At 65.9% G+C, this 25,884-nt stretch carries 19 protein-coding genes; 8 read left to right on the top strand and 11 right to left on the bottom strand.

Annotation, left to right across the window (positions count from 1 at the left end; translation table 11 throughout):
- Positions 1 to 13 precede the first annotated feature (13 nt).
- The 5 genes from AC56LY_RS15810 (at position 14) to AC56LY_RS15790 (ending at position 4,837) form a co-directional block, all read left to right on the top strand.
- Positions 14 to 703 carry a response regulator transcription factor gene (locus AC56LY_RS15810; protein WP_499581030.1) on the top strand — a complete coding sequence of 230 codons (690 nt, stop codon included), beginning with the start codon at positions 14 to 16 and terminating at the stop codon, positions 701 to 703.
- Positions 690 to 1,931, top strand: a complete 1,242-nt coding sequence (locus AC56LY_RS15805) for a sensor histidine kinase (protein ID WP_499581028.1) — start codon at positions 690 to 692, stop codon at positions 1,929 to 1,931. The genes AC56LY_RS15810 and AC56LY_RS15805 overlap by 14 nt, the downstream gene beginning before the upstream one ends.
- Before the next feature lie 86 nt (positions 1,932 to 2,017).
- Complete coding sequence (locus AC56LY_RS15800) at positions 2,018 to 3,658, top strand: phosphoethanolamine transferase (RefSeq protein WP_499581026.1); 1,641 nt, start codon at positions 2,018 to 2,020, stop codon at positions 3,656 to 3,658.
- The gene (locus AC56LY_RS15795; protein ID WP_499581024.1) at positions 3,636 to 4,367 is read left to right on the top strand and encodes a phosphatase PAP2 family protein; all 732 of its coding nucleotides are present in this window, start codon (positions 3,636 to 3,638) and stop codon (positions 4,365 to 4,367) included. The genes AC56LY_RS15800 and AC56LY_RS15795 overlap by 23 nt, the downstream gene beginning before the upstream one ends.
- The gene (locus tag AC56LY_RS15790; protein ID WP_499581022.1) at positions 4,364 to 4,837 is read left to right on the top strand and encodes a hypothetical protein; all 474 of its coding nucleotides are present in this window, start codon (positions 4,364 to 4,366) and stop codon (positions 4,835 to 4,837) included. Before AC56LY_RS15795 ends, AC56LY_RS15790 begins: the two co-directional genes overlap by 4 nt.
- Before the next feature lie 13 nt (positions 4,838 to 4,850).
- On the opposite strand, the gene AC56LY_RS15785 is transcribed toward AC56LY_RS15790, so the two are convergent.
- The 10 genes from AC56LY_RS15785 to AC56LY_RS15740 all read right to left on the bottom strand — a co-directional run bounded on the left by AC56LY_RS15785 (position 4,851) and on the right by AC56LY_RS15740 (position 21,547).
- Positions 4,851 to 7,970, bottom strand: coding sequence for an efflux RND transporter permease subunit (locus AC56LY_RS15785; RefSeq protein WP_499581020.1), 3,120 nt, complete (start codon positions 7,968 to 7,970; stop codon positions 4,851 to 4,853).
- Entirely contained in the window at positions 7,967 to 9,109 is a 1,143-nt protein-coding gene (locus tag AC56LY_RS15780) for an efflux RND transporter periplasmic adaptor subunit (protein ID WP_499581018.1), read from the bottom strand. The genes AC56LY_RS15785 and AC56LY_RS15780 overlap by 4 nt, the downstream gene beginning before the upstream one ends.
- Positions 9,110 to 9,406: 297 nt before the next feature.
- A complete protein-coding gene (locus tag AC56LY_RS15775) occupies positions 9,407 to 10,144 on the bottom strand; it encodes a 2OG-Fe dioxygenase family protein (protein WP_499581016.1) in 738 nt (245 codons plus the stop codon).
- A gap of 39 nt (positions 10,145 to 10,183) precedes the next feature.
- A complete protein-coding gene (locus AC56LY_RS15770) occupies positions 10,184 to 12,211 on the bottom strand; it encodes a TonB-dependent receptor (RefSeq protein WP_499581014.1) in 2,028 nt (675 codons plus the stop codon).
- A 35-nt stretch (positions 12,212 to 12,246) separates the two neighbouring features.
- Positions 12,247 to 12,741: a DUF6702 family protein gene (locus AC56LY_RS15765; protein ID WP_499581012.1), complete on the bottom strand. Its 495-nt coding sequence runs from the start codon at positions 12,739 to 12,741 to the stop codon at positions 12,247 to 12,249.
- Complete coding sequence (locus AC56LY_RS15760) at positions 12,738 to 15,101, bottom strand: M1 family metallopeptidase (RefSeq protein WP_499581010.1); 2,364 nt, start codon at positions 15,099 to 15,101, stop codon at positions 12,738 to 12,740. The genes AC56LY_RS15765 and AC56LY_RS15760 overlap by 4 nt, the downstream gene beginning before the upstream one ends.
- A 70-nt stretch (positions 15,102 to 15,171) precedes the next feature.
- Positions 15,172 to 17,556, bottom strand: coding sequence for a M1 family metallopeptidase (locus AC56LY_RS15755; RefSeq protein ID WP_499581008.1), 2,385 nt, complete (start codon positions 17,554 to 17,556; stop codon positions 15,172 to 15,174).
- Positions 17,557 to 17,696: 140 nt separating this feature from the next.
- Complete coding sequence (locus AC56LY_RS15750; RefSeq protein WP_499581006.1) at positions 17,697 to 19,154, bottom strand: serine hydrolase domain-containing protein; 1,458 nt, start codon at positions 19,152 to 19,154, stop codon at positions 17,697 to 17,699.
- A gap of 78 nt (positions 19,155 to 19,232) precedes the next feature.
- The gene (locus AC56LY_RS15745) at positions 19,233 to 20,411 is read right to left on the bottom strand and encodes a GAF domain-containing sensor histidine kinase (protein ID WP_499581004.1); all 1,179 of its coding nucleotides are present in this window, start codon (positions 20,409 to 20,411) and stop codon (positions 19,233 to 19,235) included.
- Positions 20,412 to 20,467: 56 nt separating this feature from the next.
- A complete protein-coding gene (locus AC56LY_RS15740) occupies positions 20,468 to 21,547 on the bottom strand; it encodes a hypothetical protein (RefSeq protein WP_499581002.1) in 1,080 nt (359 codons plus the stop codon).
- Positions 21,548 to 21,708: 161 nt separating this feature from the next.
- Between AC56LY_RS15740 and AC56LY_RS15735 the strand changes: the two genes are divergently transcribed.
- Positions 21,709 to 22,452: a hypothetical protein gene (locus tag AC56LY_RS15735; protein WP_499581000.1), complete on the top strand. Its 744-nt coding sequence runs from the start codon at positions 21,709 to 21,711 to the stop codon at positions 22,450 to 22,452.
- Between the two features lie 68 nt (positions 22,453 to 22,520).
- On the top strand, positions 22,521 to 22,847 hold the full coding sequence (locus tag AC56LY_RS15730; RefSeq protein ID WP_499580998.1) for a hypothetical protein: 327 nt from the start codon (positions 22,521 to 22,523) through the stop codon (positions 22,845 to 22,847).
- Here the strand turns inward: AC56LY_RS15730 and AC56LY_RS15725 are convergent.
- A complete protein-coding gene (locus AC56LY_RS15725; RefSeq protein ID WP_499580996.1) occupies positions 22,844 to 24,907 on the bottom strand; it encodes a sensor domain-containing diguanylate cyclase in 2,064 nt (687 codons plus the stop codon). The genes AC56LY_RS15730 and AC56LY_RS15725 overlap by 4 nt on opposite strands.
- A 213-nt stretch (positions 24,908 to 25,120) precedes the next feature.
- On the opposite strand from AC56LY_RS15725, the gene AC56LY_RS15720 reads away from it, so the two are divergent.
- Positions 25,121 to 25,879, top strand: coding sequence for a DUF2243 domain-containing protein (locus tag AC56LY_RS15720; protein WP_499580994.1), 759 nt, complete (start codon positions 25,121 to 25,123; stop codon positions 25,877 to 25,879).
- The last annotated feature ends 5 nt before the right edge of the window (positions 25,880 to 25,884 follow it).

Raw genomic sequence — 25,884 nt, 5'->3', positions numbered from 1 at the left:
TACAATGACCAGCATGCGCATCCTCATCGTCGAAGACAATCCTGACATCCTGGCCAACCTGTACGGGTTTCTGGAACCGAAGGGCTACGCCGTCGATTCGGCGCGCAACGGCTATGGCGGCCTGGCGCTTGCCTCCGAAAACAACTACGACGTCATCATCCTCGACGTCATGCTGCCCGGCCTGAGCGGTCTGGAGCTGTGCCAGAAGCTGCGCACCGAGTTGTCCAGCGCGACGCCGGTGCTGATGCTGACGGCGCGCGACAGCCTGCAGGACAAGGTGCTGGGCTTCGACAGCGGCGCCGACGACTACCTGGTCAAGCCGTTTTCACTGGTCGAACTCGACGTGCGCCTGAAAGCCCTGGCGCGCCGTGCGGGTGGGCAGCATGCGTTCAGCCGCGTCCTGCGCTTCGGCCCGCTCGTGTTCGATCCCGACCAGCAACAGGCTTCGCGCGACGGCGTCAGGATCGTGCTCACCAAGACCGGGTACGTCCTGCTGCGCTGCCTGATGGCGGCAGCCCCGCGCATCGTGCCGCGCGAGGCGCTCGAGCAGGCGGTCTGGGGCGAAGACCGCCCCGAGAGCGACGCGCTGCGCACGCACATCCACGCGCTGCGCCAGGCGGTCGACAAACCGTTCGCCTGCCCGATGGTCCATACGATTGCCGGTGTCGGCTACAAACTGGCGATGCCCGATGCGCCCGGCTAGTTCGCTCAGTCGGCCGATCGTCGGCGCCTTCATCCTGTTCGGCGTCGTGCTGTCGCTGTTCTTCGCCGTGCTGGCCGCCCTGGTGGTCGAAGGGATCGAAGTGCATCTGGTCGACGAGCGCCTGGCCGAAGTCGAGAAATGGGCGCGCCCCCGGGCCGCCGCCGGGCTGCCGGCCGACCTGCCGGCGGGCCTGCGCTTTCACCGGGGCGACGATATCCCGCTGTCGCTGCGCGCGTTGCCGGCGGGGGTGTCCGAGGCCGAGGTCGATGGCATCGGTCTGCATGTGCTGGCCGGCGCCGACGAACGGGGACCGTACGTGGTGGTCGACCATGAAAGCGATTACGAAGAGATCGAGATCCTGGTGTACTCGATGTTCGCTGCTTTTTTCGCTGGCTTCGTGACGCTGGCGCTGTTTCTGGGCCGCTTTGTCGGCCGGCGCATTGTCACGCCGCTGCGCGAACTGGCCGATGCCGTGGGGCAGGGCGCATTCGCCTTGCCACATACCGAACGGGGCGACGAACTGGGGACGCTGGCGCGCGCACTGGCCGCGCACACGCGTGAGTTACGTGACTACCTCGACCGTGAACGCGTGTTCACCGGCGACGTCAGCCATGAGCTGCGCACGCCGCTGACCGTCATCATGGGCGCAGCCGAGATCCTCGTCGAAAACGGCAGGAGCCCGGCAGTGCAGGCGCCGGCGCAGCGCATTTACCGGGCGGCGCAGGAAGCGACGGAGTGCGTGACGGTGCTGCTGGTGCTGGCGCGCGCACCTCAGCTCGCCCTGTTTTCGCCGGTGTCGGTCAACGAGATCGCGCGCCGTGAAACCGAGCGCTACCAGGCCATGGTGACGGGCCGGCCCGTCACGCTGCGCTGCATCGGCGATGCGGCGTTCCGCATTTGCGCGCCTGCCGAACTGTGCGTGTCGGCCATCGCCAACCTGATTCGCAACGCTTGCCAGTACACCGAGCAGGGCGAAGTCACGGTCGTCATCGAACCGGGGCGCATCACGGTCGAAGACACGGGGCGCGGCTTGCCCGACGCAGTGCGCCAGACGCTGGGCGAGGGCGCACGCCCGATCCCGTCGAGCGGGTCGGCCGGCACCGGGCTGGGCCTGTCACTGGTCAAGCGCATCTGCGAATACCTGGGCGCGTCGCTGGTGTACGAAAACCGCCCGACCGGCGGGAGCCGCTTCACGATCATTTTTCCCGTGTCGTTCACGCCATCCTAACGCCGCGTTGACGGTGGCTTGCCATCATCCTTTCTATCCTTGAAGCACTGCAGCGATGTTTGCTGCAATGTTGATGAGGGCGTGAAATGGATAAACTGTTTGCAAGACGGATCGATGCATCGCTGCTTGTGCTGGTCGTGGCGCTGTTGCTGGCAAGCCTGGGCAACGTCACCTTCTGGAGCGTGCTGGCCCATGCCGCCGGGGGCGTGTCGCTGGCCAGCCTGCCCATGCTGGCCGGCACGTTTCTGATCGTCGTCCTGTTTTTCAATGCCTGCCTGACGCTGGCCAGCTTCCGCTATCTCGCCAAGCCGGTGCTGATCGCCCTCGTGCTGGTGGCGTCCGCGGCAGGCTACTTTATCGCAGCCTACGGGATCGTCATCGACAAGGCGATGATCCAGAATGTGTTCGAGACCGATACCCGCGAAGCGACCGAACTGATCAGCTGGCAGATGGCCGCCAGGATCGGCCTCCTGGGCGTGCTGCCATCGCTGTGGATCGCGCGTGCCAATATCCAGTTTCCCAGTGGCGTGAAAGGGCTGCTCAAGCGCAGCAGCAATGCGGGCGGCTCGCTGCTGCTGGCGTTTGTCCTGCTGGCGCTGCTGTTCAAGAGCCTGGCGCCGACGCTGCACGAGCACCGCGAACTGCGCTTCCTGCTCACGCCCACCAATTTCATCCAGGCCGTGGATGGGTATCTGCGCAGCCGCTGGGCAGCCGAAATTGTGGTCGCGCCGCTGGGCCGCGATGCCGTGAAAGGCGCTGCCTGGGTCGGCCATCACCGCAAGACCCTGACGGTGATCGTCGTGGGCGAAACAGCGCGCGCGGCGAATTTTTCACTCGATGGCTATGCCCGCGAGACCAATCCGCTGCTGGCACGGCAAGCAGGGTTGATCAATTTTTCGCGTGTCAGTTCGTGCGGTACCGCGACTGCGGTGTCGGTGCCGTGCGTGTTTTCCGCCTTTGGCCGCAACGATTACAGCCAGTCCAAGGCAGCAAGCCAGGAAGGGCTGCTCGACGTGCTGGCGCATGCGGGCTTTTCCGTGCTGTGGCGCGACAACAATTCGGGCTGCAAGGGCGTGTGCAACCGCGTCGGGTACGAAGACCTGTCGCGGCCCGATGGCAAGAATGTGCACTGCAGCGGCGACGAATGCTACGACGAGCGCCTGCTCGATGGCTTGCCGGGCTTGCTCGCCAACAGCAGCAAGGACCTGGTCGTGGTGCTGCACCAGAAGGGCAGCCACGGCCCGGCGTATGCCAGCCGCTACCCGCAAGGGTTCGGCCGCTTCGGACCGGTGTGCGCGAGCAATGACTTCGACACGTGCTCGCGTGATTCGATCCGGGCCGCCTACGACAACACGATCCTGTACACCGATTATTTCCTGAGCAAGACCATCGACGGCTTGCGCGCGATCGCGGCCGCGCAGGACGCCGATACGGCCATGCTGTACTTCTCGGACCATGGTGAATCGCTCGGCGAAAACAACGTGTATCTGCACGGCGCGCCGTACCTGTTCGCGCCGCGCGAACAGACCGAAGTGCCGATGATGCTGTGGATGTCCGACAGCTTCAGCGAGCGGTTCCGCATCGACCGGCGCTGCCTGGCCGCGCGGCGCAACGAACCGCTGTCGCATGACAATGTGTTCCACTCGGTGCTCGGCATGCTCGACGTGAACACGGCCGTGCTCAATCCACGCCTGGACCTGTTCCATGCCTGCGTGCGGGGTGCGTGAGGTGCGGGCCGATGCCACGCTGCTGTCGGCGCGCGCCCTGCGGCACCTGGCCGTCATGCTGGCGGCTGGCGCGCTGGCCATCCTGTGGCTCGGGCGCTGGACCGATCTCGATCTGGTGCTGGCCGATGCCGTGTTCGACGCGCAGCACCGCGTCTTTCCCTGGCGCGATGCGTGGCTGACCGTCACGTTCAACCACGTCATTCTGAAGCAGCTGTTGACGGTGCTGGCAGTGGGCGTCGTTGGCTATGCGCTGGTCGACGCTTGCCGGCCCCGCGCCGCACTTGGCGCCCTTGGCCGCCTGCAGCTGCGCATCGTCGCGCTGTCCGCCGTCCTGGTGCCAGCCGTGACCAGTACCCTGAAACACCTGAGTGCATCGCACTGTCCCTGGGACCTGCTGCGCTATGGCGGCGAGCAGCCTTACGTGCGCCTGTTTGGTGCCTTCCCGGCCGGCGTGATGCCGGGGCAGTGTCTGCCTGCCGGCCATGCGTCGAGCGCCCTGTGGCTGGTGGCACTGGCCGTCTGCTGGTTGCCGGCGCGGCCATCGCGGGCGCGCGCCGCTGCGCTGCTGGCCATCGGCGCCGGCGCCACGGTGGGCTATCTGCAGCAACTGCGCGGCGCGCATTTCATGACGCATACGCTGTGGTCGATCTGGATTGCGTGCACGATTGTCGTGGCGCTGATTGCCACCCTGCAGGCCACACCATCATGAGCATGTACCGCTCCGTCGTCGATCCATCCCACATGGCCCTGTCGCGCGCCGACGGCGTCCGTCTGCAGGGCGTGGTGAACCGGCTGGCTAGGGCGTATCCGCCGGACTGGCTGGAGCGGTGCGGCGCGCAGCTATACGGCGCGACCATCGTGGCCAGTCTGGGACTGACTGGCCTGGTCGGCGCACTCTGGTCGCCCTGGTGGACCTATCTGATTCCCGTCGTGTGCCCGCTGCTGCTGCTGGGCGTGCTGCCGGTCTGGCTGTTCGGCCGCGAACCGTGCCGCCCGCGCTGGGCGCATCCGCTGGCCATCGTGGGTGACGACGATGCGGCGATGATCGGGCGGATTGTCGCTGCGATGGATGAACACAGCAGGGCAGAGCTGTTACGGCACTGCCCGGCCAACGATGGCGCGAAGGTCTTCGCGCTCTGGCAGCTGCTGCAGGCTGCCGGCGGCGAAGAACCTCACTGAGACGAAGCCGCGTTCAGGCCGGGGTCTTGTCCACCTCGACGGCCCGCGCCGGCTGGCGCCGCATCTTGCGTCCGGTGCGCTTGAGCCAATTCTCGAAGTCGTCGACATACGTGAACACGGCCGGCACCACCAGCAGGCTCAGTAACGTCGACGTGATCAGGCCACCGATCACGGCCACCGCCATCGGCGAGCGGAAGCTCGGGTCACCCGAAAAGCCCAGCGCCAGCGGCAGCATGCCGGCGCCCATCGCGATGGTGGTCATCACGATCGGCCGGCTGCGCTTGTGGCAGGCGTCGACCAGCGCGTCGAAGCGGTTCATGCCCGCTTCGCGCGCCAGGATCGCGTAATCGACCAGCAGGATCGAGTTCTTGGTCACGATCCCCATCAGCATGATCAGACCGATCATTGTCGGCATCGACAGCGCATTGCTGGTGACGAGCAGCGCCACGAAAGCGCCGCCGATCGACAGCGGCAGCGCAGCCAGAATCGTCACCGGCTGCATGAAGTCCGAGAACAGCAGCACCAGCACCCCGTAGATGCACAGCACCCCGATCAGCATCGCCAGCCCGAAGCTGGCGAACAGCGCCTGCATTTCCTGGGCGTCGCCCAGCTCTGCGATCGTCACCGACGACGGCAGCGACTGGAACACGGGCAGCGCGCGCGCCGCGGTATTGACCTCGCCGAGCGAGCGGCCCGAGAGTTCGACGTCGAGTGTGACGTTGCGGGTGCGGTTCAGGCGGTTGATCTGCGCCGGGCCGCTTTCCATCGTGATGTCGGCCACGGTCGAGAGCAGCACCGGTCCGTTCTTGCCGGGCACTGTCAGGCGCCCGATCGCGTCCAGGTCGGCGCGCACGGCATCCGGCAGCTTCACGCGGATCGGCACCTGGCGCTCGTCCAGGTTCATCTTGGCCAGCGACTGCTCGTAGTCGCCGGCGGTGGCCACGCGCACCGTCTCGCCAATCGCCGCTGCCGTCACGCCCTGGTCGGCCGCGCGCGCAAAGTCGGGGCGCACGATGATTTCGGGGCGCACCAGCGAGGCGCTCGAACTGACGTTGCCGATGCCGGGCAGGCCGCGCAGTTCGCGCTCGGCCTGGCGCGCCGCGGTACTCAGCGCATTGGCGTCTTCGCTGCGCAATACCAGCTGCATTTTGGTGCCAGCGTCGGGAATGCCGACCGTGAAGCGCGCGCCGGGAATGGCGGCCACGCGGTCGCGGATCGTGTTTTCGATGACGCCCAGCTTCACGTCGCGGTCACCCCGGTCCACCGTTTTCACGGTCAGGACCGCGCGCCGCGCTTCGGCCGCGGCGCCAGGCGAAAACGCGTCGCCGCTCGAGCCGCCACCGATCGAACTGAAGATGCTCGTCACGCCCTCGACTTTCATCAGTTCCAGGCGCACCTGTTCGGCCACGGCGCGGGTCTGGGCCAGCGTGGCGCCCGGCGCCAGCTCGACGTTGACCTGGGTCTGCGAGCGGTCGGCCGGCGGCATGAAGCCGGTCGGCAGCAGCGGCACCAGCGCCAGCGAGCCCGCGAAGAACACGGCCGCGCCCAACATCGTCAGGCCACGGCGGCGCAGGCACCACTGCATCACGGCCAGGTAGCGCCGCATGATGGCGCCATCCTGCGGCTCGTGACCGGCCACGCCGGCGTTCTTCGGCGCCTTGAGCAGGTAGGCGCACATCATCGGCGTGAGCAGGCGCGCCACCAGCAGCGAGGCCAGGATCGCCAGCACGGCGGTCCAGCCGAACTGCTTGAAGAATTTGCCGGGGATGCCGCCCATGAAGGCGGTTGGCAAAAACACGGCCACGAGCGCAAACGTGGTGGCGATCACCGCCATCCCGATTTCGTCGGCTGCTTCGAGCGAGGCCTGCATCGGCGACTTGCCCATGTGGAGGTGGCGCGAGATGTTTTCGATCTCGACGATCGCATCGTCGACCAGCACGCCGATCACGAGGGCCAGCGACAGCAGCGTGACCATATTGAGCGTGTAGCCGAACAGGTACTGGCCCAGGAAGGCCGGAATTACCGACAGGGGCAGGGCAGCCGCGGCGATCAGCGTGGCGCGCCAGTCGCGCAGGAACCACCATACGACCAGCACCGCCAGTAGTGCGCCTTCGTACAGCATGTGCATCGAGGCGTCGAAGTTCTCGTCGACCGACACCGAGTTGTCGATCACTTCATTGACGATCAGCTTCGGGTTTTCTTTCTTGAGCTGCTCCATCGCGGCGCGCGCGCCGGTGGCGACATCGATCTCGCCGGCCCCGCGTGTGCGGAACACTTCGAAGGCGACGACGCGGCGGCCATCCTGCTCGGCCAGCGCGCGTGGTTCTTCCACGGTGTCGAGCACGCGCGCCACCTGGTCCAGGCGCACGTGGCGCCCGTCCGGCAGCGGGATCTCCATCGCGGCCAGCGCCTGCGCGGTGCCGACGGTGGCCAGCGTGCGCACCGATTGCTCGACGCCGCTGACATCGCCCCGGCCGCCCGGCGCTTCGCGCTGCACATTGCGCAGCTGGCGCGAGATGTCGAGCGCCGATACGCGCAGCGCCGCCATCTTCTGGTCATCGAGCTCCACGCGCATCTCGCGCGTCACGCCGCCCACGCGCCGGATTTCACCGAGGCCCGGCACGCCCAGCATGCGCTTGGCGACGTCGTTGTCGACGAACCAGCTCAGGTCCTGGTCGTCCAGACCCGAGCCTTCGGCCGCGGCGATCGTGAAGGTGGAGACGACGCGCCCGGCGGTGGCGGCCTTGGTCACGGTTGGTTCGCGCAGCTCGGCCGGCATGTCGGCGCGCACGCGCGAGACGGCGTCGCGCACGTCGTTGACGGCTTCGGCCGAATCGCGCTCGAGGATGAATTCGACCGTGACGGTGGCCACGCCGTCGAGCACGCGCGTGTAGATGTTCTTGATGCCCTGCAGGGTGGCGACCGAGTCTTCGATCTTGCGCGCGACTTCGGTTTCCAGCTGCGCCGGGGCGGCGCCATCCAAGACGGCGGTGACGGTCACGATAGGCAGCTCGATGTCGGGGAAGTCCTGCACCTTGCTGGCATTGAAGGCCATCAGCCCCGCCACGGTGAGCAGGACAAACAGCATGATCGCCGGGATCGGATTGCGGATCGACAGGGCGGAAAAGTTCATCGTGCGGCCTTTGCCGGTACTGCAGCTGGCGCGGCGATATTGCGTACCAGGTCGCCGTCATTGAGGAACCCGGCGCCGGTGACGACAATGGGCGCATCGGCCGCCAGGCCGCCGACGATCTCGACCCGGTCGCCCAGGCGGCGGCCGGTGGTGACCTTCAGCTGGCTCACGCGGCTGTCCGCATTCAGGCGGTACACATAACTGAAGCCGTCGCGCACGGCGATCGACTGCTGCGGCACGGTCAGGGCATTCGACGTGCCCAGCTCGAACCGGCCGCTGGCGAACATGCCGGCCTTGAGCGGCATGTCGCCCGACAGCGCCGGCGGCAGGTCGACATAGACCAGCGCAAGGCGGGTCTGCGGATCGACCGACGGCGCCACGACGCGCACCTTGCCCGTGACTTCGAGACCGCTGGCGCCGCGCACGATGGCGCGCGTGCCCGCCTTGATGCGGCCCAGGTCCTGCGCCGTCACTTCGGCGCGCCATTCGAGGCGGCCCTGGCGGATCATGCGAAACAGTTCGGTGCCCACGCCGACGACGGCGCCGACGGTGGCATTGCGCGCCGAAATCACGCCGCTATCGGGCGCCGTCACCTGTGTGTACTTCAGGCGCAGCTGCTGCTGCGTCAGCGTGGCCTGGGCCGACTGGACACGCGCGGCGCCAGTCTGCTCGCCCGTCACGTATTGCGTGACCTGCTGGGCGCTCAGGGCGCCGGAGCTTTCCAGTGCGCGGGCGCGGTCGGCATTCGCCTTGGATTCCAGGGCATTGGCCTTCGCTTCGAGCAGCGCGGCGCGCGCGCCCTCGATATCGGCGCGCACGGTTTCATCCGCGAACACGGCCAGCACCTGGCCCTTCTTGACCACGTCGCCGACATTGACGCGCACCTCGTTCAGGCGCAGTCCGTTCGATTCGCTGCCGATGACGGCGTCCTGCCAGGCGGCGATACTGCCGTTGGCGGTCAGGCTGATCGGCAGGCTGGCGGTGGCCGGGCGGGTAGTGGTAACGCTCAGAGCAGGGCGTGGCGCGGCCTTCTCTTCCTTGGCGTCGGCGCGATTGATCGTGGCCAGCGCAATGACGGCGCACAGAGACGCAGCCCCGAGGGCGATGGCAAGGGCACGTGGATGTCGAATGGTTTTCATGGTGTCTGGGTGATCGCGGCCTGGTCCAGCAATCCGGTGATCCGGCGCTCCGGCAAGCAACTGAGTGTAGCAAATGTGACGTCCCCGGCAAGGCTGCACGGGTGTCACTACAAATAGTGCAGTGCGGAAAAATGGGTGGTTTGGCAGGGCATTCTACAAATTTACAACAGTAGATCTACCGTATTGCACTGCACAATAAAAAGAGATATATTGGACCTGTCTCCTCCAGTTTTCTCCGAAAATTGGATTTGCCGCCCGCCAACCAACAGGTTCTGCGGGCGTTTTTTTTTGCTCTGCTCAAGCGTTTTCGCCCTGGAACGACCCGGCGCGCCAGGTCAGCACCAGCGTATCGCGGTAACCATGCTCGCCCAGCGGCTGGATCGGCGTCGATTCGTGGATCACGGCCGCGTCGTCCAGCAGCAGCAGCGTCCAGGGTTCGGTCATCGTGAAGCGCTGGCCGGCCGGACCATCGGCGTCGAACACGCGCGTCTCGCCGCCCTTGATGCCGTGGCGGCCAATCATGATCACCGCCACGAAATTCACACCATCGCGGTGCGCTCCTTCGGGTGTCGGGCGGCCGATGCCGTCCGCCGTGTCGATCCTGAACTGGTGCGCTTCGACGAACCACGGTTGCACCGGCGTCACCGCCGAACAGACTGCGCCGAGCGCGTGCAGCAGGCGTTCCCAGGCCGGGTTGGCGACAGTCGTCGTTTCCATCGGCGCAAACAGGCGGTGCATGCCGCCGTGCAGCGCGTTGTATTCGACCGGCTGCCAGTGCGCGCGGCGCGGCGTCTGCGCCAGGCTGGCGCCATCGTCGATGAAGCACGAGTGGCGCCGGCGCCGATAGCGCCCGCCATCCTTCAGGTAATCGTCGAGTTCGAGCCGGTCCCAGCTGGGCACGAGCGTGGCGAGTTCAGACAGGCTGCAGCCGGCCAGCAGCGCAACGTCGTCAGGGCGCAGCAGGGCGTAGCCGGTGTCGCGCAGTGCGGCCGTCAGGTGCGACGGATCGAGATAGGGCAGGGGCGGAGTGGTCATCCCGCTAGCCTAGCACTTTCATTGCCGCCCGGCCAGACTTCACCAGGTCTTGACCAGCGTCAGGCGCAGCGAGCGCGGTTCAATCGGGTGGAAATGCACGTCCGCCACGGGCGCGGTCTCGCCCGCCAGTTGCGACTCGTAGAAGTAGTCGATCGCCGAGGCATGCCGGTTCGTCAGGTTGAACGCTTCAAGTTCCAGCTGCAGGTCCTTTGCCAGCTGGTAGCCCACGCGCCCGTTGAGGGTCACGCTTGCCTTGGAACGCACGCTGTCGTCTTCGATGAGCGGTCGCGGACCGAACCAGCGCAGGCGCAGGGAGCCCGACCACGGGCCGCTGCGGTCGACCGTCACGCCCAGTTGCGCGACGCCTTCGATCGCGCCCGGGATCCGGTTGCCCAGCGAACGCGCGCGGGCCCAAGCCGCATCGAAGTCGACCGACAGCCATTTGTAGGGCCGGTAGTAGTTCGAGAACTCGATGCCGTAGCGGCGGCTCGGATCGCCCGCCTCGGTGTTGCCGGCGTCGCCGATATAGGTCAGCTCGGAATCGAAGTCGAGACGGTACACGGCCAGCGACATCTGCATCTTCGGAATTGCCTCGGTGCGCAGGCCAAACTCCACGCCGCGCGAGCGCACGAGGCCCGGCGTGCGATCCACCGCATCGAGCGTTTTCGGATCGACCGTGGCGACCGTGCCGCGCGCGTCGTTGCTGTGAAAGCCGTGGCCGTAGTTGGCATACAGCTCGGTCGAGGCCCACGGGCCATAGGCGATGTTCAGCGTCGGCGTCACCAGCGTGTCGTGCGTCTTGCCGGCGTTTTCAGGCCGGTCGCCATCGACGCGGAAGCGGTAGTTATTCGCGCGCACACCGACGACCGTGCGCAGCGCATCGCTCCAGCGCGTGGCATTCTCGACGAACACCGCGCCACTCGTCTCGACGATGTGGTCTTCGCGCGTGGTGGCAATCCGCGCGCGCTTGCGGGTGTCGTACAGGCCGTTGTAGATATTGTCGTTCTGGAGTTGCGCGCCCACAGTCAGGTCGGACGACAGCGTGTCGCTGCGGTGCATGTGCCACGTGTGATTGGCGTCCACGCCCGTCGTCACGCGCCGGTCGGGCTGGGCGAACTGGTCGCCGTTGACCGGATCGTTCAAGAAGTAGGTGAAGTTCGAGAACAGTTCGAGCTCGTTGCGGATGACGTAGGCGCTGACTTTCGAGGCCGAATCCGTGTCCGTGCTGCGCCAGATACCCGAGATGCTCTGGCGGCGCGCTTTGCCGCCGTCGCTGTCGTCGATCAGGTCGAAGCGGCCGATGCGGCCATCCTCGACGGCCCGCAGCGGAATCTGGTCCGTCGAATTCCAGTGGCCGCTGTAACTCATCGCGGTGACGTTCCAGCCATTGTTGGCGTAGCCCTGGCTGTAGCGCAGCACGGCGTTGATCTTGCGGTAGCCGTCGGGGCGCGTCCATGGGCCGTCGTTCTTCATCAGCTCCAGCGCGTACAGCAGGCTGCCGCCGGCAACCTCGGGCGAACCGGCCAGCATCGTGCGGGCGTAGCCGTCCTGGCCGACCGTTGCGGACGCGATGCTTTTCACCAGACGATTGGCATAGCTGAGCGACGCCACGCCAGCGGACGAAAAATCGCCTTCGCGCGCCGAATACGGACCCTTGCGGTAATCGAGCCGGCCCACCAGTTCGGGAATCAAAAAATTCAAATCGGTCCAGCCCTGGCCGTGCGCGTGGCTGCGCTGGTTGACGGGCATGCCATCGACCCAGGTGGCCAGGTCGGTGCCGTGGTCGAGATTGAAGCCGCGCAGGTAGAACTGGTTGGCCTTGCCTTCGCCGCTGTGCTGGCTGGCGATCAGGCCGGGCGTGACTTCGAGCAGCTCGCCCGGCCGGTACGCGATGCGCCCGGCCAGGTCCTTCGCACCGGCGCTGCCGGCGCCGGCCGAATCGGCGATGCCAAGCTGGCTGGCGCGGGCACCTTCGACCAGCACGCGCTGGAGCTGGAAATCATCGGCATGGACGGTGGATGAGACGAACAGCGCGGCGAGCACGCAAGGGATTGGGCGAAGAGGCATGGGGCGAAGCAGCATGGCAATTTCAGAGTAAGGGTTCAGCGCGCAGGCTGTTCGAGCGTCTGGCGCATGAAGGTCAGCGAACGCACGGCGCCGCCTTCGTTGAGGTTCACGGTGTTGACCTGTTCGGCCATGAAGTCGACCAGGACGCCCTGGTGGATGAAGGCCGTTGCCGACAGCGGCGTGGCGGCCAGCTCCTGGTAGATCATGACGCTTTGCGCATCGGCCGTCATGCCGACCCAGGTCACGGGCAGCTTCTTGCCGTTCTTGTCGGCGAGCCAGAAGTGGCGCTCGACGTAGGTGCGCAGCACGGCCTGGTCTTCCGCGTCGCTCAGGTCGAACTGGCGCCCGTACAGATTGAGCAGCAGCGCATCGATATCGTGCGCCGTGTAGGTGTGGACGATTTCCGTGCTCTCGGTGCGTGCGTTGTACGAGATGTCGGTCATGCCGAAGTGGAAGCGGTGCGCGCTGGCCGCAGCGCTAACGCACAGCAGCAGCGCCAGGAGCAGCGACTTCAATCCGTGCAGCGTCATTGCGCCGCCTTCGGTGCCGCTTTCAACGGCGTGGCCGCGTCGCGCATCAGGTTGTTCGGATCGCGCTCGGTCTTGAACAGCTCCAGGCGCGACGGCGTCGCCTTGCGTGGCCAGCTATTGTTGCTGACATCGATGTCGGCCGTTTCCCAGTACGGGTCCTGCGTCAGGCCGACGATCGGTTCATCGGTGACGAACAGCTTCGTGATCTTCTTCGGCGAATAACGCCACACTTCGGCCGGGATGCGCTCGATCGTTTTTTGGCCGCTTTTCAGGGTGAGTTCGACGATCAGCGGCATCACGAGGCCACCGCGATTGGAAAAGTCGACCAGCGTCAGGTGCTTGCCTTCCTTGAGCAGCGCCTTTTCCCAGTCTTCCAGCCCGGCCGTCGTTTCGGCAAACTTGTTGCGGTCCTTGTTGGTCACGGTGAATTCGTCGTGTTCGTTGTAGAAGTCCTTCAGCTCCGGATGCGCATCGACGCGGCGCGGCATTCCCTGGTTGCGCTGGTCGGTCACCGACACCGGTTCGGCGGCGCGGCGCGCGCGCTGCCAGGCTTTTTCGACTTCCGGGTCCTTCGACGACACCGTGTACTCGCTGATGCCGTCGACGCTGATGTCCACCGCGTCGGTCGTGTAGAACCAGCCGCGCCAGAACCAGTCGAGGTCCGTGCCCGAGGCGTCTTCCATCGTGCGGAAGAAGTCGGCCGGGGTGGGGCGCTTGAACTTCCAGCGCTCGGCGTATTCCTTGAACGCGAAGTCAAACAGCTCGCGTCCCAGCACCGTCTCGCGCAGGATATTGAAGGCCGTGGCCGGCTTGGCGTAGGCGTTCGCACCGCGCTGCAGCGTCGACTCGGCATTCGTCATGATCGGCGCCTGGTTCGTGCTGCGCATGTAGTCGACGATGTCGCGCGGCTCGCCACGGCGCGCCGGGTAGTTCTCTTCCCACGCCTGTTCGGCCAAAAACTGCAGGAAGCTGTTCATCCCTTCGTCCATCCAGGTCCACTGGCGCTCGTCCGAATTGACGATCATCGGGAAGTAGTTGTGGCCCACCTCGTGGATGATCACGCTGATCAGGCCATACTTGGCCGCCTGCGAGTACGTCAGCTCGCCCGTCCTGGCGTCCTTGACGGGGCGGCGGCCGTTAAACGACAGCATCGGGTATTCCATGCCGCCCACCGGGCCGTTGACCGAGATCGCCACCGGATACGGATAGTCGAACGAGTACTTGTTGTACTGCTCGATCGTGTGGATCACGGCCGGCGTCGAGTATTTTTCCCACAGCGGATTCGCTTCGGCCGGATAGTACGACATCGCCATCACGTCCTGCTTGCCGCTCTTGATGCCCTGCGCATCCCAGATGAACTTGCGGCTCGACGCGAACGCGAAGTCGCGCACGTTTTTCGCGTTGAAGCGCCAGGTACGGTTGCTGGTGGCGCGGCCCTTTTCGGTCGCCTGCGCTTCCGCCTGCGACACGATCATCACCGGCTTGCCCGCGGTTTTCGCCTGCTGCAGGCGACCGCGCTGGGCGCTCGTGAGGACCTCGCCCGCGTTCTGCAGCTCGCCCGTGGCGGCCACGATGTGGTCGCTTGGCACCGTGATCGCCACATCGTAGTCGCCAAATTCCAGCGTGAATTCGCCGTCGCCCAGGTATTGCGCGTTCTGCCAGCCGGCCGCGTCGTAGTAGGCGGCCATGCGCGGGAACCACTGCGCGATTTCGTAGATGTCGTTGCCGTCCTTGAAGCGCTCGAAGCCCATGCGGCGGCCCAGCACGTTCATTTCGGGGATGTTGAAGCGCCAGGCCACGTTGAACGACACCTTTGCACCCGGTTTGAGTGGCTGCGGCAGGTCGATCCGCATCATCGTCTTGTTGATCGTGTGCGCCAGCGCGCGGCCATCGCTGCCGGTCACGCTCTGAATGTCGATGCCGCCGGCGAACTTGCCTGCTTCGAGCGTGAAGCGCAGCGCGTCGAACTTCACGCCATCGTTGCCCCTGGCCTGCCACGCGCTGCGCGACGGCAGCGTCGTGATCTTGCGGTTGTCCGAGTCGCTGCGGAACATGTTCTGGTCCAGCTGCACCCACAGGTACGACAGCGTGTCGGGCGAGTTGTTGTGGTAGGTGACCGTGCCGGCGCCGCTGATCGCGCGACTGGCTTCGTCGAGCGTGACGCGCAGCTTGTAGTCGGCGCGCTGCTGCCAGTAGGCGTGGCCCGGCGCACCGGCCACGTTGCGCGTGACGCCGGGTGTCGGCAGCAGCTCGTCCAGTTGGCGGAACTTGTCGTCGAAGGCCGGACCGGCCGCGCCGGCAGTCATCGCAACGCCGAGGGTGAGGGTCGCGAAGGCCGCGTGCAGGTGGGGGAGTTTCATGATCGTGGTACCCAAAAAATGACATCGGGCGGATCGCTCCGCCCGGGTAATGAACCAACCGGATGCTGCGTTATTCCGCTGGCGTTGGCGCCGCCTCCGGCGCCGGCGTGCCTTGCGCATCCTTCGTCTTGAGCTTCGAATTGAAGTCGCGCATCAGGTTGTTCGGATCGCGTTCGGTCTTGAACAGTTCGAGACGCGACGGCGTCGCCTTGCGTGGCCAGCTGTTGTTGCTGACATCGACGTCGGCCGTTTCCCAGTTCGGATCCTGCGTCAGGCCGACGATCGGTTCATCGGTGACGAACAGCTTCGTGATCTTCGTCGGCGAATAACGCCAGACTTCGGCCGGGATGCGCTCGATGGTTTTCTGGCCGTTCTTCAGCGTCAGTTCCACGATCAGTGGCGTGACCAGGCCGCCCACGTTCGAGAAGTCGACCAGCGTCAGGTGCTTGCCTTCCTTGAGCAGCGCCTTTTCCCAGTCTTCCAGATCGGCCGTCGTTTCCGCGAACTTGTTGCGGTCCTTGTTGGTGACGGTGAACTCGTCGTTCTCGTTGTAGAAGTCCTTCAGTTCCGGGTGCGCATCGACGCGGCGTGGCATGCCCTTGTTGCGCTGGTCCGTGATCGACACCGGCTCGGCGGCGCGGCGTGCGCGCGCCATGGCTTTCTCGACTTCAGGGTCCTTGGACGACACCGTGTACTCGGTGATGCCGTCGACGCTCACGTCCACCGCATCGGTGGTGTAGAACCAGCCGCGCCAGAACCAGTCGAGGTCCGTGCCCGACGCGTCTTCCATCGTGCGGAAGAAGTCGGCCGGCGTCGGGCGCTTGAACTTCCAGCGCTCGGCGTATTCCTTGAACGCGAAGTCGAACAGCTCGCGGCCCAGCACCGTTTCGCGCAGCACGTTCAGCGCGGTGGCCGGCTTGGCATAGGCGTTGTTACCGAACTGCAGAACCGATTCCGAATTCGTCATGATCGGCACCTGGTTGGTGCTCTTCATGTAGGTGGTGATGGCGCGCGGATCGCCGCGGCCGCCCGGCCAGTTGGCTTCCCAGGCTTCCTGCGCCAGGAACTGCACGAACGAGTTAAGGCCTTCATCCATCCAGGTCCACTGGCGCTCGTCCGAATTGACGATCATCGGGAAGTAGTTGTGGCCCACTTCGTGGATGATCACGCCGATCAGGCCATACTTGGTGCGCTGCGAGTACGTCAGTTCGCCGGTCTTCTTGTCCTTGCTCGGACGCGGACCGTTAAACGAAATCATCGGGTATTCCATGCCGCCCACCGGGCCGTTGACCGAGATCGCGGTCGGGTACGGGTAGTCGAACGAGTACTTGTTGTACTGCTCGATGGTGTGGATGATCGCCTGGGTCGAGTATTTCTCCCACAGCGGATTGCCTTCCTTCGGGTAGTACGACATCGCCAGCACGTCCTGCTTGCCGCTCTTGACCGCCTGCGCATCCCAGATGAACTTGCGGCTCGACGCGAACGCGAAGTCGCGCACGTTCTTCGCCTTGAAGTGCCAGGTCTTCATGGCCGTGCTGCGGACCTTCTCGGCAGCTTCGGCTTCGGCCTGGGTCACGATGATGACCGGCTTTTTCGCGGTCTTCGCCTGTTGCAGGCGATCGCGCTGGGCGGCCGTCAAGACCTCGCCCGGATTTTGCAGCTCGCCCGTGGAAGCGACGATGTGGTCGCCCGGCACCGTGATGCGCACGTCGTAGTCGCCGAATTCCAGCGTGAATTCGCCCGAGCCCAGGAACTGCTTGTGCTGCCAGCCATACACGTCGTAGTAGGCAGCCATGCGCGGGAACCACTGGGCGACTTCGAACAGGTCGTTCTTGTCGTCGAAGGTTTCGTAGCCGGCGCGCCCGCCGAGCACCTTCTGCTCATTGATGTTGTAGCGCCAGTCGATCCCGAACGTCACCTTCGCGCCGGGTTTGAGTGGCTGCGGCAGGTCGATCCGCATCATCGTTTTGTTAATGGTGTACGGCAGCGGGCGACCGCCCGCATCCTTGACCGCCAGGATGTCGAAGCCGCCCGGGAAGGTGCGCCCCTCGAGCACCGTGCGCAGGGCATCGTATTTCAGGCCGGTGGTCTGGGTGCCATTGGCCCAGGCATCGCGCGACGGCAGGATGGCGCTCTGGCGCGCATCCGAGTCGGTCTTGTAGATGTTCTGGTCGAGCTGCACCCACAGGTATTTGAGGGTATCCGGGGAATTGTTGTGATAGGTGACCGTGCCGGCGCCGGAGAGCGCGCGTTTGGCTTCATCGAGCGTGGTGCGGATCGTGTAGTCAGCGCGTTGCTGCCAGTAGGCGTGGCCCGGGGCGCCGGAGGCGGTGCGGATCGTGCCTGGCGTCGGCAGCAGCTCATCGAGCTGGCGGAACTTGTCGTCGAACGGTGCTGCGGCAAACGATGATGCTGCGAGGCATAGAGCTGCTACGCCGATTGGCAAACGAAACATGATTCCCCTGGATTTGTTGTTGGAAATATGACAGGAATTCTATCGTTGATATTCCTCAATTGCTTAACGTATTTGTAAAAATCCAGATACATGTGGCGCGCGCCACACCAATGGCGGCGCCTGCATGCTGATTCCATGGTTCAGTACATGTTGGTCACGCGCGCGTACCCCCGAACCCACGTGCCCTGCACGATCTTGCCAAAGTCGGCGTCATGGCGGTGCAGTTCGAGGTCGCGCGACAAAACGAACAAGACCTTGTCCGATTCCGCGTACAACGGTTCCCACTGGCCGCCGCGTTGCCTGAGCACCAGCTCACCCTTGCGCTCGGCGATCTCGAAGTCCGTCACGGCGTCGAGCTGGTAGCGGCCCACCAGCGTGCGCCGCGTTTCCGGTGCGAGAGCGACGGCCTTGCGCAGTTTGGTCTGGTTGGTGTCCCATTTGTATTCGTAGGCGATGGCGCGCATCAGACCTGCTGCCACGTCGATGCCATTGTCGCCATTGGTCAGGATGACCGCGCCGCTGCCGTCAGCGACGGCAGCGTAGAACACCGCCTTGAAGCCCTGGTTGCTGCCACCGTGGCTGAAGCCCTTGCCGCCATCCTGTATCTGCAAGCCCAGCGCATAGTTGTTCTTCACCGGCTGGAGCATCGTGCGCGTCATCGCGGGCGTGAGCACACCGTCCGTCGCCCCGGCCGCGCCCTGCTGGATCGCGATCGCGAAGCGCGCCAGGTCGTTCGGCGTGGTCCAGAGGCCGGCGGCAGCCTGCTCGGGATAGGTATAGGCGCCGCCGGGGAACGGCTTGCCGTCCTCGTCATGCGGCCGCGCGGCGCTGGGCGCCAGCTCTGGCGGCAGTGGCTGGGCATAGGTGCTGGCGGTCATGCCCAGCGGCGCCAGCACCAGTTCGTGCAGGATCGCGTCGAATGGCTGGCCGGCGCGGTCGATCATCGCCTGCTGCACCAGCGTGTAGCCGCCGCCCGAGTAGCGGAAGGCCGACCCCGGCGCCGCATTGACCCGGATGGCCTTCGTGTTGGCGGGGGCGGCGCCATCGAGTACCTGCTGCAGCGTTGGCACGCTCTTGCCGGCGGCGTAGCCGGGAAAGCCCGAGACGCTCATGCCACCGGTATGCGACAGCAGCTGGCGCAGGCTCGGCGTTCCGTCACCCTTCGGCAGCGTCCAGCTAGTGAGCGCCTGGTCGATGCCGGCATCCAGATCGAGCTTGCCCTGTTCGACCATGCGCAGCGCCGCCATGGCCGACACGGATTTGCTGAGCGAGGCTGCCTGGAACAGCGTCTGCGGCGTGACGGCGGGTCCGCCGGCCCAGGCCACGCCGTAGCCGCGCGTCCAGGCCACCTTGCCGTCCTTGATCACGGCCACGCTCACGCCCGGCACGTTCAGCCGTTTCATTTCGTCGATGAGGGCCAGGGGCGCTACCGGCACATCGGCCAGGGCGACTTCCGGGCGCAGGCCGGACTCGATGCGGGCGATGGCGGCGCTGTCGTCGGCGCTGTCATCGGCATGTGCGCCGGCAGCGGCCAGCATTGCGATGCAGGCGGCGAGATACACAACATGGGAGTGGCGGCGGGGCAGGGCGGAACGCATCTTCTTCTCCAGACATGGTTGCACAAATGGCAAACAGTATGGGCAGGCGCGGCCAGGCCGGCAAGCATTGAGAGAAAGCTATGCCGCCGGCATGCTGAAGGTGAACGTGATGCGCCCGTCCGTTGATGTGACGCCGATCGCGCCGTCGTGGCCGCGCGCGATCTGGTCGACGATGTACAGGCCCAGTCCCAGGCCTTCGTCGCCGGCGCGCGAGGTGGCGCGCCAGTAGGGCTTGAACAGCTGGGCGATGACGGCCTGGCTCAGATCGGGGCCGGCGTTGCTCACGGCGAGCACGAAGCTGGCGCCGTCGATGCGCGCGTCCACCTGGATCGGCTCCCCGCTGTCGCCATGCAGCAGCGCATTCTTGAGCAGATTCGACAGCAGCTGGGCGAGCCGCTGCGGGTCGCTGCGCAGCGCGATATCACGCGCGATGCTGGACTCGATCACGCGGTCGGGGTACACGCCGCGCAGCTCGTCGACCACCTGGTCGAGCATCAGGTGGACGTCGGCGCTCTGGCACAGTTCGAGCGCGAGGCCGGAACCCATGCGCCCGCGCGTGAAATCGACCACGTTGTCGACCAGGCCGGCCATGCGCATGGCGCTGCTGCGCACGCGTTCAACGATCTTGTCGGTTGCCGGATCGGTGCTGCGGCGCTTGAGCAGTTCGGCGCCGGTCAGGATGGCGCTGAGCGGGGTGCGCAGGTCGTGGCCCAGCACCGCGATGAACTGTTCACGCAGTTCGGCTGTCTCGCGTTCGGACAGCAGGTCCGAGCGAGTATCGCGCAGCGAGCGCTCGGTTTCGAGCTGGCGCGAAATGAGTTCGGCGAACAGCGTCATGGCTTCCACTGTGGCGCCCGTGCTCAGCGCCGCCGGCTTGGGATCGAGGCCGCACAGGGTGCCGAAGTAGTCGCCGTCAGGACGGAAGATCGGGATCGAAAAATAGCTCTGGAACCCGTACAGGCGCGGCGTGTGGTGGTCGCGGTACGAATCGCTGTCACGCACGCTGTCGATGACGATCGGCTGGCGCGTCGCGCGCACTTCTTCGCACAGCGTGGTGGTGACGTCCAGCGGGTCGCCCGCCTGCAGGCCGAACCCGAGCTCGTCGTGGACGGCGCAGGTGGTCCAGGTGGTGTCGGTGACGTGCGCGATGCAGACGAACCCCAGCCCGGTCATGGTCGCTACTGTTTCCAGCACGCGCGGCACGGCGGCAATGGCCTGGATTTCCCTGACATGCTGGGAGACGGTGTCTGGCATCATGGTAGCTCGGTGAATGAGGTCGAAATCATACCACCGGCCGGCAGGCGTGGTCCGGCTCAGGCCTGCCAGCGCCCGTCGGCATATACCTGCACGTCGCCCAGGAACACCGCATCGGTGACTGCGAACACGTCGATGTGAAAGCGCGCATCCTTGCGCTTGAAGCCCGGCTTCGTGTACACGCCATGCTTGGCGCCCAGCGACAGGTGGATGCCGCACATGCGCTCATACGTGCCGATATCGTCCACCCGCAGGTCGCGCGTGAAGGCGCGGTTCAGCCCGAAGCCCAGCTCGCGCACCCACACTTCGCCTTCCTCGAGGCGGATGTTCTCGAGCACCTGCTCGAAGGCGGGTGTGGCGTTCTCGGTGCCGGTCACGCGGCCCGCTTCGATGATCAAGGTAACCGGTACATCGGGATGGTTCGAGCGGTAACTGGTGTCGCCGAACACGTGGATCTGGACCCGGCCATGCACGGCTTCGAGGTCTTGCGCCTCGGTGAATACTTCGCCGATCGGGAACTGGCCGCCGACGTTGTTCATCTCGCTGTAGTCGCCGATATTGAGTTTGGCCGATTCGAACGGCGAGGCAAAGGTGAGCGTCTCGCCGCCGCCGACCACGCGGCCATGTGGCGCGGCGTCGATCAGCGCCTTGAGCGCGCGCCCGGTGCCGCGGAAGTAGGCGGGGTCGTAGGCCAGCGCATTGACATAGTGTTCGCCCTGGATGCCGGGCATGCGCGACAGGTGCACGTGCTCGATCACTTTTAAATCGAGCTTGAACAGCTCGACGCGGATGCGAAAGCCGTCGAGCCGGAAATTGGTCGACTGGACCAGCACCACCAGGTCGTGCGCGGCCATCGAACGAAACGCCGCCAGCACCGCATCGGGCGTCACGCTGTCGAAGTCGACGAACGCGGCGTCGGGAAGATTGTGCCGGTAGCCGGCGAGCAGGGCGCGCGCCAGCGGCGTGCGCGTGTCGTACACGACCAGCGCCTTGTGCGCCGGGCCGTGTTCGAGGGCGATCGACAGCACGGCCGCCAGGTGCGCGGTCGCGGCGTCCACCACGGTGGCGGGCAGATCGTCGTCGGAAAGGATGGGGGCGGCAGCGGTCATCGGCGCAGATAAAAAGGGGGAAGCGGTCATTATACGTTCCGTTGCACCGTGAGGGATCAGGCGGTGCTACCGGGCAAACAGCGCGACGCGTGGCCGTGCGGGGCGCTATCATGCGGCCTTCCATCACGATCAAGACAGCAGTTGGCAGGCCGTCTTTCGGCATGTACGGCAACAGCGAAATACGGGGCACCATGGCACACGACGATTCCTGCATCAACACCGGCTGCGGCCGCGCGTTCCCCCATCCGGTCGATTTTTGCCCGTGGTGCGGTACGGCGCAGGGGCCGGTCAGCCCCGTGCCGGCGCCGCCGGTCGTGATGCCGCCTTTGCCACCGGTGCCGCCAACGCCGCCAGTGCCGCCAACGCCGCCAGTGCCGCCAACGCCGCCAGCGCCAGTGATCCAGCCAGCGCCTGTCCCGAGGCCCGTCCCACCACCGCCACCGCCACCGCCCGTCCGCGCCAATGCCGCGCCACGCCCCGCCGTCCCGACGCGCAAACCAATCCGCCTGCGCTGGTGGCTGATCGGCCTCAGCGTCCTGTGGCTGGCCTGGATGCTGACCAAGCCGACTGCGGCCCGCATCGAGCGGCGCATGGCGTCGGCCATCGCACTGGCCAAGGAGTGCAAACCGAAGGAAGCGCAGGACGACCTGATCGCGCTGCGCAAGACACGTGCGACGCCCGAGCAGCTGCGCCAGGTGCAAAGCGCGCTCAATACGGCGGCCGCGGCCTGCACGCGCGCCGAGCAGCGCCGCGCTGCGTGGACCACCGCCAACAACGCCATCGAGCGCTTGCTGAATGCGGGCAGCTTCGAACAGGCCCGCAGCCGCCTGGGCACGTTTACCAAGCGCTGGGGCGAAGATGCGCGCACGCGTGAAGTCAAGGCGCGCATCGACGCCGGCCGGCGCGATCACCCGCTGGCCGATCCTTCGCGCTGACCCCGTAAGGACAGCCACGCCGCCACGCCTTGTGTAGTATCGAACGCGTTGAAAACAAGGAGCAAAGCATGAAAGCCATCACCACGAACACGTTGCTGGTGTCGGCACTGCTGCTGGCGCTGGCCGGCTGCGCGCGCGACGACGAAGGCAAGGGCCCGGCCGAGCGCGTCGGCAAGGCGCTCGACCACGCTATTACCGGGGTTACCAGGTCGGTGAAGAATGAAATTGCGCGCGCCGACGACGCCGTCGACGATGCGCGCGCCAAAGTCGGCAATGCGACGCAGGAAGCCAGCCGGGGCCTGGAGCGCGCCACCGAGAAGATGGGCAAGTCGGTCGAGCGGGCAGGCCAGGCGATTCAGGAAAACGCTGGCAAGGACAAGGACAAGGAAGGTTAAGCGTTGGCGGCGCTCGGCATGTCCGGGTCGCCGTACACGATGGCCATGTCGACCTGGCCCGAGCGCCAGGCGTGTTCCAGGTTCTGCTCGATCACATCCAGGCTGACACGCTCGCCATCGGCAAAGCCGCGCACGCCGTAAGCGCGGTTGCGGCCATGCGACTTGGCCATGTACAGCGCCATGTCCACCAGGTTGACCACGCGTTCCCACGCCATCATCTGCTTGCCGACGGCAAGCGGAAACGGTGCAAAGCCGATCGACACGTTTATGGCAATCTTCACGCCGCCATGGTCGATGACGGTGGCATTGATGCCACCCAGGATGCGCGCGGCCACTTCGTCCATGCGATGACGCGGGACCGACGGCAGGAAGGCCAGGAACTCTTCGCCGCCCCAGCGCACGATCATGTCGGTCTCGCGCAGGATGTCGGCCAGGCTGGCCGAGATCGTGGTCAGCACCGTATCGCCGGCCGCGTGGCCGTGGGTATCGTTGATATGCTTGAAGTGGTCGACGTCGAGCAGGAACAGTGCGCCCACGCCTTCTTCGCCGGGCGCTGCCGGGACGGACGCCGGCAGCGCGCGCATGTACTCGAGAAAGTGACGGCGGTTGTACAGACCCGTGAGCGGATCGCGCACGCTCTGCTGCTTGAGTTCGTGGTTCTTGGCGTGCAGCTGCGCATTGGCGTGGCGCACCTTGCGGTATAACAGGCCCACCACGATTGCCGCCAGCGCGATCACAATCAGCACCAGCCACCAGACGCGCTGCTGCAGGCGGCGGTTGTCGATTTCGGCCGATTTGATCGTGTTCTCGCTGCGCAGCAGTTCAATCTGGCGCTGCTTGCGTTCGGCCTCGTACTTCTCTTGCAGCTCGAGCATCGCCTGCTGGCGGCGCTTTTCAAACAGCTCGTTCGATAGCTTGCGCTCGCGGTGATAAGCCTTCAGGGCGCCCGGCAGGTCGCCCGCGCGCTCGAGCGCCTCGCCGTATTCCACCAGCGCGGTTTGCAGTTCGGGCTTGTCGCCCATTTCTTCGTAGCCGGCGATCCCGGCCTCGATATGGCGCTTGCCCTCGACCAGCCGTCCGGTGGCCAGGAAGGCCTGGCCCAGGTTCAGGTGCGCGATCGCGTCGAGCCGGCGATCGTTCAGCGGGCGCGCCGCATCGACTGCCTGCTGGGCGTAGCTGACGGCGTTGCGGTAGTCGCCCGTCTTGAGATACCAGTCCGACAGGTTGACCAGGGTGCCGGCGATACGATTGCTGGCGCCGATCTTGCGTTCGAGCGCCAGGCCTTCCTGCAGCACGCGCAGCGCACGCTCGTTCTGGCCGCTATCGATCGCCAGACCGTATTCCATCCGCTTGAGCAGCATCGTGCGACCGGGCGAGTTGGCGCTGGCCGCGGCAGCGTAGGCCTCGTCCAGTACGGCGAAGCCTTTTTCGGGTTCGCGCATCTGCGAATACAGGCGCGCCAGGGAATACAGCGCCATCACGGTATGGATCGGATCTCCGCTCGAGCGCGCCAGTGCAGCGGCGCTCTGCAGGCCCTGCAGGGCGCGTGGCAGGTTGCCTTCCTCGGCATACGATTCGCCCGACGAAATCGCAGTGCGCACGCGCAGATCGATGTCGCTCGTGGTGTTGGCCAGCTTTTCGGCTTCCCAGATCAGGCGGTGGGATTCGCCCGGGCGGTGCTGCGCGAACGCGGCATACCCCTGCATCAAGAGGCCCTTGGCCAGTGCGCCGGTATGGTCGTGCTGGCGGCCCAGGGCAATGAGTTCGTTGGCCAGCGCGAATGCCTGCGCATGCTGACCCATGCCGTGGCGGGCGGCGGCCATCTGGTTCAGAAATTCGATCCGCTGCGGCAGCGGTGCCACGCGTGCCTGGTCCTCGATGGCTTCGAGCATCGGCAGCGCGCGTTCGGGAACAATGCGGTTGACTTCGCGGATCTCGGCCAGGCGCGCATCGAGCGCCGGCGCGCTACTGGCAAACGCACAGGCCGACGCCACGCACAGGGACAAGGCCACGGCGTTGGATCGGGAGCGCGACAGGGCGCGGTGCAGGATAGCGAACATGCCGTGGTTTCGTCGCACCGGGGAAAGCCGGCAGAAGTTGGTTTGGAATATTATATTGCTGTTGCAAACAAGAAATTCAGTTTGTCGTGAAATGTCACAAAAATGACACAGCGGCATCGTTTCCAAGTGTCTCACGCGGCGTTGGCAAGCGTGCGTGCGCCGTCGAGCCATCGACCTATACTGGCCGTACGATTATCCCTGTAGAGGTCGGCCATGTGGACATCACCGTGGGTCAGGTGGGGCGGGACGCTGGGCTTTGCCCTGGGCGGTTTCTTCGACGGTATTTTGCTGCACCAGATCCTGCAATGGCACCATCTGTTCAGCCTCGTGCCCGGCATGGACGACCTGCGCCTGCAGGTGCTGTGGGATGGTTACTTCCACCTGTTGATGTACGTGGTCGCGCTCGTGGGCCTGGCGGGCCTGTGGCGCGCGCAGCGGCGCGGCGCGATGGAATGGGGCTGGCCACTGGCGGGCGCCATGCTGGTGGGCTTCGGCTTGTGGCATACGATCGACGCACTGCTGTCGCACTGGCTGCTGGGCATCCACCGCATCCGTGTGGACAGTCCCGATCCGCTGTTGTGGGACCTGGCCTGGCTGGTCGTGTTCGGCATAGTGCCACTGGTGCTGGGCTGGCGCTGGTTGCAGCGGCGCGGTGGCGGCACGGGTGCGCGCGGCTCGCTGGCCAGCCTGGCGTTGCTGGCCGCCGGCAGCGCCGCCCTCGGTGGCTGGGCGCTCGTGCCGCCGCCTGGCCAGAACCTCACCACCGTTGTGTTTCATCCGGGCGCCGGGCCACGCGAGGTGTTCGCCGCGCTCGACGCCGTCGACGGGCGCCTGGTCTGGAGCGACCGCGCGATGGGCGTGGTCGTGATGGCCATCCCGGCCCGACACCACCTGACGTTGTACCGGCACGGCGCGCTGCTGGTGAGCGGGGCGGGCGCGCCGGGCGGCTGCGTCAACTGGAGCCGCCCCTGAGCTGC

The organism is Telluria sp. ZT3P25 (assembly GCF_059685895.1).
The sequence above is the reverse complement of the archived record's forward strand: the minus strand, read 5'-3'. Positions and strand labels throughout refer to the sequence as shown.